Source organism: Megasphaera sp. DJF_B143 (genome assembly GCF_900320625.1).
Classification (GTDB): Bacteria; Bacillota; Negativicutes; order Veillonellales; family Megasphaeraceae; genus Megasphaera; species Megasphaera hexanoica.
In genome coordinates, this window is the sequence record NZ_ONTA01000293.1 from 1 (window position 1) to 8,642 (window position 8,642).

General features: G+C 52.0%; 12 protein-coding genes and 1 pseudogene. All 13 read right to left on the reverse strand.

Annotated features, from left to right (window positions below):
• The coding region (locus tag DBO31_RS08475) for an AAA family ATPase (RefSeq protein ID WP_234995447.1) at window positions 1-1,261 on the reverse strand (1,261 nt) is incomplete at its 3' end.
• 3 nt (window positions 1,262-1,264) lie between these two features.
• Entirely contained in the window at window positions 1,265-1,720 is a 456-nt protein-coding gene (gene argR / locus DBO31_RS08480; protein ID WP_059076013.1) for an arginine repressor, read from the reverse strand.
• A gap of 2 nt (window positions 1,721-1,722) precedes the next feature.
• Window positions 1,723-2,298, reverse strand: coding sequence for a class I SAM-dependent methyltransferase (locus tag DBO31_RS08485; RefSeq protein WP_113855768.1), 576 nt, complete (start codon window positions 2,296-2,298; stop codon window positions 1,723-1,725).
• A 1-nt stretch (window position 2,299) separates the two neighbouring features.
• Window positions 2,300-3,172, reverse strand: coding sequence for an NAD(+)/NADH kinase (locus DBO31_RS08490; protein WP_059076011.1), 873 nt, complete (start codon window positions 3,170-3,172; stop codon window positions 2,300-2,302).
• An 8-nt stretch (window positions 3,173-3,180) separates the two neighbouring features.
• The gene (locus tag DBO31_RS08495) at window positions 3,181-3,984 is read right to left on the reverse strand and encodes a TlyA family RNA methyltransferase (protein ID WP_059076010.1); all 804 of its coding nucleotides are present in this window, start codon (window positions 3,982-3,984) and stop codon (window positions 3,181-3,183) included.
• Window positions 3,985-3,996: 12 nt separating this feature from the next.
• Window positions 3,997-4,881, reverse strand: coding sequence for a polyprenyl synthetase family protein (locus tag DBO31_RS08500; protein ID WP_059076009.1), 885 nt, complete (start codon window positions 4,879-4,881; stop codon window positions 3,997-3,999).
• On the reverse strand, window positions 4,878-5,129 hold the full coding sequence (gene xseB / locus DBO31_RS08505) for an exodeoxyribonuclease VII small subunit (protein WP_075581132.1): 252 nt from the start codon (window positions 5,127-5,129) through the stop codon (window positions 4,878-4,880). Before xseB ends, DBO31_RS08500 begins: the two co-directional genes overlap by 4 nt.
• Entirely contained in the window at window positions 5,095-6,321 is a 1,227-nt protein-coding gene (gene xseA, locus DBO31_RS08510; RefSeq protein WP_150824933.1) for an exodeoxyribonuclease VII large subunit, read from the reverse strand. Before xseA ends, xseB begins: the two co-directional genes overlap by 35 nt.
• Window positions 6,318-7,271: a peptidase gene (locus tag DBO31_RS08515; RefSeq protein ID WP_150824934.1), complete on the reverse strand. Its 954-nt coding sequence runs from the start codon at window positions 7,269-7,271 to the stop codon at window positions 6,318-6,320. Before DBO31_RS08515 ends, xseA begins: the two co-directional genes overlap by 4 nt.
• Before the next feature lie 6 nt (window positions 7,272-7,277).
• The gene (gene nusB / locus DBO31_RS08520) at window positions 7,278-7,712 is read right to left on the reverse strand and encodes a transcription antitermination factor NusB (RefSeq protein ID WP_059076005.1); all 435 of its coding nucleotides are present in this window, start codon (window positions 7,710-7,712) and stop codon (window positions 7,278-7,280) included.
• Window positions 7,713-7,724: 12 nt separating this feature from the next.
• Window positions 7,725-8,030 carry an Asp23/Gls24 family envelope stress response protein gene (locus DBO31_RS08525; protein ID WP_150824935.1) on the reverse strand — a complete coding sequence of 102 codons (306 nt, stop codon included), beginning with the start codon at window positions 8,028-8,030 and terminating at the stop codon, window positions 7,725-7,727.
• Window positions 8,027-8,398 carry an Asp23/Gls24 family envelope stress response protein gene (locus DBO31_RS08530; RefSeq protein WP_150824936.1) on the reverse strand — a complete coding sequence of 124 codons (372 nt, stop codon included), beginning with the start codon at window positions 8,396-8,398 and terminating at the stop codon, window positions 8,027-8,029. Before DBO31_RS08530 ends, DBO31_RS08525 begins: the two co-directional genes overlap by 4 nt.
• A gap of 77 nt (window positions 8,399-8,475) precedes the next feature.
• Window positions 8,476-8,642, reverse strand: a pseudogene (locus DBO31_RS08535) (elongation factor P); the annotation flags it as partial.

Consider the following 8,642-nt stretch of genomic DNA (forward strand, 5'->3'; position numbering starts at 1 on the left):
AAAAATACAACTCAATTGCGGCTGCCCCTTCCTCTGTAATATCCTGCATGGGTTCCAGATGAAAGGCAATACGGCTGTTGATAAGTCCCAGGCGGAACAAGGTGTCTTCCATTTTCTTCCGGAACACCTTGTCTGCTGCCGTACGAAGTTCCATGAGTTCTCCTGCTTTCTGACGGAGAGCACGGCTTTCCTGCTGTATCTGCTTTTCCAGTTCAGCCAGCGTACTTTCTGACTGGTCCAGACGGCTGAAATCGACTTTGGCTTTTTTCAGGAACTCCATGATGTCGGATATGGTAAACCCATACTTGCGTTTCAATTTTTCAATAGAAGCCAGACGGGACTGCATCCGGTCCAGTGCATTTTCATCAAAGGTGAAACTATCGGCATAACGGACTACACTATCATGGATATCTTCCAGTTCATACGAAAGTGTCTCGACACGCGCAGCCAGGCCGGCAAAGGACGGTTCATACGCAGAAGCTTTTTCCAGACTCCGGTGGACTTCATCGAGTTGTTCTGTCATACCTTTCTGCCGCTCTCCGCCCTCAAAGGCATAGAGAGCCGTCCGGAGAGTTTCCTTGATATGCTCCGAATGCGAGGCTTTGTTGATAGCTTCTTCCAGCTCTTCATCTTCCTTTTCCTTGAGCTGGGCCCCTTCGATTTCCTTAATCTGGAAATCGAGGATACTCAGGAGACGTGCTTTTTCCCCCTCGTCTTTCTGCAGCTTCTGCGCTTCCCGGCACAAATCGCGCCAGTTTGAATACATATTGTCATATTCCCGGCGCACTTTTTTCAATTCCGGTGTCAGAGAATCGAGAATCGTCACATGATAGGCCGGATCAAAAATGAGCTGATTGTCAAACTGGCCGTGGATATCGAGGAGAAAAGCCGAAATCGCCCGTACGACACTGGTAGGCGCCAGTGTGCCATTGACCAGGATAGACCCGCGGCCGCTTTTGTGGAATTTACGGGAAATAATGAGCTGCCCGTCTTCCCATTCAATATGATTCGCCTCTAATACCTTACCCAGGGCACCTGTTTTATCTAAAAAAAAGAACGCACCCTCGACGAGGAATGCGTCTGTCCCCTGGCGGACAAAGGACGCAGAAGCCCGTTTGCCACAGAGCATGCCGATGGCATCGAGAAGAATAGACTTCCCGGCCCCTGTCTCCCCTGTCAGGATGGTCACACCATCGGCAAAACTGATGTGCAGGTCTTCAATCAAGGCGAAATTATGGATATGCAGTGATTGGAGCATCATCCATCATTCCTTCATAAGCGTCACGATGACTTTCGTAATCTTGGGAACGCTTTCTGTACTATTGGTTATAATCAATATGGTATCGTCGCCAGCAATCGTGCCGATGACATTTTCCCACTTTGCCAGGTCAATGGCTGCTGCTACCATATTAGCCGAACCCGGCATGGTATGGATGACAATCTGGTTCAGTGCCGAATCGACACGGACGATAGAATCCTGAAACAGGCGGGCCATGCGGTTTTTGGACATGAGCATGTTCTGTTCCTGGCTCAGGGCATAGCGGTAATGGCCGTCACTGGTCGGAACCTTGATGAGCATCAGCTCTTTAATATCCCGGGATACCGTGGCCTGCGTTACTTCAATGCCTTCTTCCTGAAGGGCTTTGGCCAGTTCTTCCTGTGTTTCAATCGGACGGGACTGCACAATTTCTTTTATCTTCGTATAACGGAATCTCTTCATAATTACCCTCTTTTCTGTACAATATATAGTTGCGGTGGACAATGTATCTGGTTCAGCGGCTGCCACATAGAGACATCATAGTCTTTCTGGGGCACCGTCTGCAAATAGGCGCGGACGGCATTTGCTTCTACGGCTCCCGCATCAGTTCCGGGATACGCTGCTAACATAATTATCCCATTTTTCGCAATTTTATGCAAGCCTATTTTTATAGCTTTTACAGTTATTTCACTGGTCGTATGAAGAGAATGGTCACCAGAAGGCAGATAACCTAAATTAAACACAATCAGATCCACTACACCTGGTATCTGTTCCAGGAGCTGGTCATGCGATCCCTGCAGTAAATGTACCCGGTCTGAAAAAAGCCGTTCATCACAGAGACGCTTCCGTGTCGATGCAATGGCCTTATCCTGGATGTCAAATGCATATAGAGATGCATCCTGGGCCATACGGGCTGCCAGAAACGCCGTATCGTGCCCGTTGCCACAGGTCATATCGACGAGTACTCTGGCTCGTGGTATAAACGGATCCAGCAACATATGCGACACATTGACAGCGTTTTTTAACAGATACTCTTCCATTTCAATCATTTCCCATCATTTTTGTAAACAGATTTTTATAAAAATAGTTTTTGCTGAATCGCACCATCTTCAGCGTTTTATCCGATTCGTAAATCTGCAGGGTCATATGCCTGGTGAATTCCTGGTCCATCATGCCATCGACGGATATGCGGATGCCGTTGCGGCTATTGGCAACAGACAGGGAAATCCGGTCCTCATGATGCAGCACCAGCGGTACTTTGAGGAGCAGATGCGGGCATATAGGCGTCACCATGAGGCAGCGTACTTCCGGCGATACGATAGGGCCGCCGGCTGAAAATGTATACCCCGTCGATCCCGTCGGTGTCGATACGATGAGTCCGTCACCGGGGAACTGCTGTACGAAATGGTCGTTGATGCTCATATCGACGCGGATGAGCTTTCCTACATTGCCATGGCCGATGACGATATCGTTGAGGGCATCGGGCAATACCTGGACCGTCCCGTCTTCATAATCCAGTTCGGAATGGAGCATCATCCGTTCTTCCAGAAAATAATGTCCTTCCAGTATGTCATGGAAGCGCTGTTCCAGATTCCGCGTTTCTACTTCATAGAGAAACCCCAGCGACCCCAGATTGACACCACAGATAGGGATTCCCCTGTCTGCAAATTGATTGGCCAGTTTGAGGATCGTGCCATCGCCGCCCAGCACCATAGCGATGTCAATATTATCAAAGAGGGTCATACGGGGGCGCAAGTGGCCGGCATCGATATGATGATAAAAATCCTGTGTACTCTGTGCTACATAAGCCGGCAGAAAATAGGGCAGTTCATGATGTTCACATAATCCGATGAGTTTGCGCACCACATGGGTGCTCTCTTTTTTGACCAGATTCGGAAAAATACCGATGCGCATAGTATCACCTACATTTCATGGGACTGGCGGACCACATCATCAATGATGTCGTCCGTAATATCATCGTGGCATGGTTCGTCCTTACGGCTGTATAACAAGTATTCAATATTACCGTCGGCACCCTTGATAGGAGAAAAAGTCAGCATGAGCGGCGATATGCCAAAACCGGCAATGCCACTGATGACCTGGCGGAGCACCGCGCGATGCACGGCGACGTCGCGGACGATTCCACCTTTTCCGACATGCTCCCGTCCGGCTTCAAACTGCGGTTTGATTAGTGTAACCATGCTGCCGCCCATACGCAGCAGCTGGGAAGCCGCCGGCATGATTTTAAGCAGGGAAATGAATGATACATCGACAGAAATAAAATCGACGGGAGCTCCGATATCGGCAACGGTCACATTGCGGATATTGGTCCGTTCCATATTGATGACCCGGTCATCGGTACGCAGCTTCCACGCCAGCTGGCCATAGCCCACATCGACGGCGTAGACGCGGGCAGCGCCATTCTGGAGAGCACAATCGGTAAAACCGCCTGTCGAGGCACCGATATCCATCATCGTCACGCCGGCAAGGTCAATCGGGAATACAGCCATGGCTTTTTCCAATTTCAATCCGCCCCGGCCGACATAGGGGATGGGATTTCCTTTGACCACTATGTCTACATCGGGAGACAGTTTGGTCCCGGCCTTATCCAGACGCTGACCATCGACGAATACCAGGCCGGCCATTATGGTCGCTTTCGCTTTTTCTCTGCTTTCCGACAAGCCCCGTTCTACGAGCAGGACATCCAGTCGTTCCTTATGCTGCATGCTCCCGCCTCCTCAGCTGACCCGTGTCAGCATATACGTTACCAGATCGCGCAGGAACCAGGCGCCATCCCCCAGCGGCTGTATGGCTCCGACGGCTTTGGCAGCAGCCTGTTCTGCCATGCGCCGGGCTTCCGGCAGAGAGAAAATCGTAACATACGTTGCCTTATTGTTTCTGGCATCACTGCCGACCGGCTTGCCCAGTGTTTTTTCATCACCTGTGAAATCCAGTATATCATCGGTAATCTGGAATGTCAGTCCCATATGAAGGGCATAGGCATCGAAAATGCGCCGCTGTTCTTCCGTCGCGTCGCCCAGAATGGCCGCCAGATCAATGGCGGCTTCAAAAATAACGCCCGTTTTCATCCGGTGCAGAAGCTGCAGTCCTTTAAGGCCAATAGACTTATTTCCTTCGCTTTCCAGGTCAAAGGCCTGACCGCCGACCATCCCGGCCGGTCCGGCTGCTCTGGCAAAGACAGCGATGCACTGGCGCAGCTTATCTGCATCAAGCCGGGTCTGACGTGCCATGAGTTCAAAGGCAAAAGTCAGAAGCCCGTCTCCGGCCAGAGTTGCCAGGCCCGCCCCATATACGACGTGATTCGTCGGTTTGCCCCGTCGCAGGTCGTCATTATCCATGCAGGGCAGGTCGTCGTGGATCAGAGAATACGTATGGACGCATTCGAGAGCACAGGCCACATCGAGATACTCTGCCGGATTCTTTCCCAATGCTTCCAGCGTCGCCAGGAATAAAACGGGACGCAGCCGTTTGCCCCCGGCAAGGAGGCTGTAATTCATGGATTCATATAAACGGGAAAACTGGGGTACATCCGTCTGAAGCAGTGTTGCCAGACGCTGATCGACCATTTGTTTTTTATCCTGTAAATACTCCTGTATCGTCATAAATCGAGCGTTCCCTCCTCTGTCAGCGTATCTGTATCCGGCCCTTTCTGCATATCTGCCAGGACTTGGGCCCGCTGCCGGGCATATTCCAGCGCGCTTTCGCAGGACTGGGATACTTTGATAGCTTTTTCAAACAAGTCCAGTGACTGGGCCAGCGTCAGATCCGGTGATTCCAAATCCTGCACCAGTTTTTCCAGTGTCGCATAATTCGTTTCAAAGTTTTTTAGTTTTGCGTTTGTCGCTGCCATGGATTGTTACCTCTTTTATTTCCGTTAAAATTGTTCCTTCCAGGAGTTGTATCGTCAAGAGCTGATTCTGCTCAAGTGAGCGGATATCCTTGAGGACATGACCGCCCTGCTCCAGCTGCCCATACCCTTTTCGTACCAGAAGGGCCGGATTCATAGCGCTGAGCGATGCTTTCAGAGCCTGCAGGCGCCCCGCTTCCCGTGTCAGTTTCAGGTCCAGATGCTGCCGGGCCAGACGGACCAGCTGGGATACAGACTCATCCTTCATAGAAAGGAATGCATCATAGCGGCGGGTCTGCAGCGCTGCTACGGTCCGCCCCAATTCCCGTTCCAGACGATCGAGGCGCAGAATGACAGACTGATACGCCTGGTCTGCCATAGCTGCCAGGTCCATCTGGATTTCTTCAAAGTCGGGAAATACCAGTTCGGCCGCATGGGTCGGTGTCGCAGCCCGCACATCCGCAGCGTAGTCGGCCAGTGTCGTATCGGTCTCATGACCGATAGCCGTAATGACCGGTACCTGAGCGTCATAGATGGCCTGTACGACCTGTGGGCTATTAAAGCACCACAAGTCTTCCATGGAACCGCCGCCGCGGGCCAGAATGAGCACGTCGAGGTTCCGATCCTTACCGGCCTTTTCCAGAGTCCTGGCAATGACCGTTTCGGCACCTGCCCCCTGCACGGGAACAGGAAACAAGCGGATCTCCACGTAGGGATTGCGTTCAGCTGCTATTTTATGGATATCGTGCAGAACGGCCCCCGTCGCCGACGTAAGGACACCGACAGTCCAGGGAAACCGGGGGATATTTTTTTTGTGCTCTGGTGCAAAATATCCTTTCTCATATAACTCTTTCTTGATCTTTTCATATTGTTGTTGCAGCGTACCTACGCCACGGGCAAAGAGTTTTTCAATAATAAAGGACACAGTGCCGCCTTTTTCATAGACATTGATAGACCCTATGACTACGACCTGGTCCCCTTCACGCACGCCATCCATAGAATGGCCTACGCGACTGCGGAACAAAATGGCCCGGATAGAACACGTTTCGTCATGGAGATTCATATAATAATGGCCGTTCGACGCCCGCTTCAGGCCGATGATACTGCCTTCCATGGCAATGCTCTGCAGGCGGTAATCGCTCTGCAGATCATCTTTAATGCGCCGTACGACCTCTGTTACCGATGCATATTTCATAAATGGCCCCTCTCCTTCCAAAGTGCCCAGAATGCGGCACCAGAGGCATTGTCGGCGCTGTATCCGTCGGGGGCCAGGATGACCCGGACATGGTGCCGGCCGGCATAACGCAGCAGCTGGCTGCGGAGGAATCCGTTGCTCATGACGCCGCCTACGGCAACCAGTTTATCCATGCCACCGGCAAGTCCTGCATCGAGCAGTTCCTGAAGGCCGTTCCAAACGGTCTTCAGCGTCCAGCAGCTCATGGCACAGCTATCGGCCGTGCCACCGGCTATCTGGCGCTGGGCCTGCGATTCCGGGCCGGAATAGCTGATTTCCCCATCGCGGCAAAAGACGCGGCTCCCTTTGATGTCCATATCTCCCTTCCGGGCCATGGCATCGAGATGCACGCCTGCGGGGAAAGAAAATCCCAGGGCGACACCAACGCGGTCGATAAACTGTCCGGCACTGATGTCGCTCGTTCCGCCAATGCGGGAAATGGACAGTCCCTCCTCATCGGCAACGGCATGCAGAAGGTCCGTCGTCCCGCCAGATAAATGAAGGCCCGTAAACGGATCCGCCGGTACCGTTCCCAATGGTCTAAGGGCTGCCAGGAGGTGATTTTCCTGATGACTGATGCAGTATAACGGCACCTGAAGCATAGCTGACAGACTGCGTGCACAGCCCCATCCGGCCAGAAATGCCGGCATATAGCTGTCTTCTCTGCGCCGTGGCTGATGAGTCACCCCGATGGCCCCGATCCGGCTGCCTTCCAGCGCCGGGCGGAGCCGTTCTATGAGTTCCGGCAGATTCCGCGTATGCTGATAGACCATTTGAGACTGGGAGATTCCGCGGCCACCGCTGGGTACAGTCAGGATACGCCGTTCATCCCGTACGACACGTCCATCTTCTCCGAGAAGACATACTGATGTAGTATAGCAGCTTGTGTCGATTCCCAGATAGAGATTCATATCCTCTTACTTCCTTTGACGAACGTACGTCCCTAAAATGCCATTGACGAACCGGGACGACTTATGGCCACTGAATTCTTTGGCCAGCTCAATGGCTTCGTTGAGGATGACCGCATCGGCCATATCCACATCTTTCGGGTATAGGAGTTCACATAACGCCATACGCATGACGTTCTTATCCGCCCGGTTCATCTGGGATACATCCCACCCTTTTGCCAGAGACTGGATAATCTGGTCAAATTCATTCATATGCTCTGTCGTCGTCGTAACCAGGTAATCACAATAATTTTCTTCATCCTGTACGACCGGCGTATCTTCATCATCTGTTCCATTTACAGAATTCAGGATTTCATCTTCTTGATACTGAATGTCATCTTTTCCATGGAATTCTCTGGAAAATAATATTTCTAACGCCTTCTGGCGTGCTCTATGTCTGCTCACGCGGACCTCCTATCAGGATTGTTCCTTCAATACAACATCATCGACTGTCACATGGACTTCCAGAGTCTGCGGGTCTGCCATTTCCTGCAGCGCTGCCGCCACATGCTCCTGGACAGTCCTGGCCAGTACACACAAATTATCGCCGTAGTATCCATAGACGTGGATATCAGCAGTCAGCGTTCCTTCCTGCTGGTGCACATTCACATTTCGGCCTTTGGCAGGAATCAGGTCAGAAAATTCTTGCAGTGCCAATGACACGACCTGGACATATACGGAATCGTTGACGAAAAATTCAATGTCTTTTGTTTCGCCAGTCATTGCCCTGCCTCCTTATCTTCCGGGAAGACGATACCTGCAACCAGAATATGGACGGCGTCGACCTGGCAGCCCGTATCGCGTTCTACCGCATCTTTGACCGCTTTTTGCACCTTGAGGGCTATATCGGGGATACGGTATCCGCTTTCCACGATCAGCCGCAGTGTGATTTCTGCCACATTGCCGCTGATACGGGTTACGGCTCCCTGGGACAGACTGCCCCGCCCAAGGCGGCGGGCCGCCGATTCAGCCAGCGTCGCATCCAGGGCATGGACGTGGGGCACGAGGGCCGCCGTCCTGGCAGCAATGGACGAGATAGCTTTATCACTGATATGAATACTGCCCAGGTCATTTTGATTCGTCGTTTCCATACGCGTCACCTGACTACAAAAAAGAGGCTGGCGCAAGAAGCCTTTCACTTCTCACGACAGCCCCTTGCCATGACAACTTATGCTCTGCCGATATAGTTCCCTGTACGGGTATCGATCTGGAGAACTTCGCCTTCGTTGATGAAGAGAGGTACTTTGACGACATAGCCGGTTTCAAGGGTAGCCGGTTTGCTGCCACCTGTAGCTGTATCACCACGCAGGCCCGGATCTGTCTGGATGACCTTCA

Bases quoted from the DNA above. Each gene is read 5' to 3' on its own strand.
- xseA (WP_150824933.1), bottom strand. From the start codon at position 6,321: ATGAAATATGCATCGGTAACAGAGGTCGTACGGCGCATTAAAGATGAT.
- DBO31_RS08495 (WP_059076010.1), bottom strand. From the start codon at position 3,984: ATGCAGCATAAGGAACGACTGGATGTCCTGCTCGTAGAACGGGGCTTG.
- DBO31_RS08490 (WP_059076011.1), bottom strand. From the start codon at position 3,172: ATGCGCATCGGTATTTTTCCGAATCTGGTCAAAAAAGAGAGCACCCAT.
- DBO31_RS08485 (WP_113855768.1), bottom strand. From the start codon at position 2,298: ATGGAAGAGTATCTGTTAAAAAACGCTGTCAATGTGTCGCATATGTTG.
- DBO31_RS08515 (WP_150824934.1), bottom strand. From the start codon at position 7,271: ATGAATCTCTATCTGGGAATCGACACAAGCTGCTATACTACATCAGTA.
- DBO31_RS08525 (WP_150824935.1), bottom strand. From the start codon at position 8,030: ATGACTGGCGAAACAAAAGACATTGAATTTTTCGTCAACGATTCCGTA.
- argR (WP_059076013.1), bottom strand. From the start codon at position 1,720: ATGAAGAGATTCCGTTATACGAAGATAAAAGAAATTGTGCAGTCCCGT.
- DBO31_RS08530 (WP_150824936.1), bottom strand. From the start codon at position 8,398: ATGGAAACGACGAATCAAAATGACCTGGGCAGTATTCATATCAGTGAT.
- xseB (WP_075581132.1), bottom strand. From the start codon at position 5,129: ATGGCAGCGACAAACGCAAAACTAAAAAACTTTGAAACGAATTATGCG.
- DBO31_RS08500 (WP_059076009.1), bottom strand. From the start codon at position 4,881: ATGACGATACAGGAGTATTTACAGGATAAAAAACAAATGGTCGATCAG.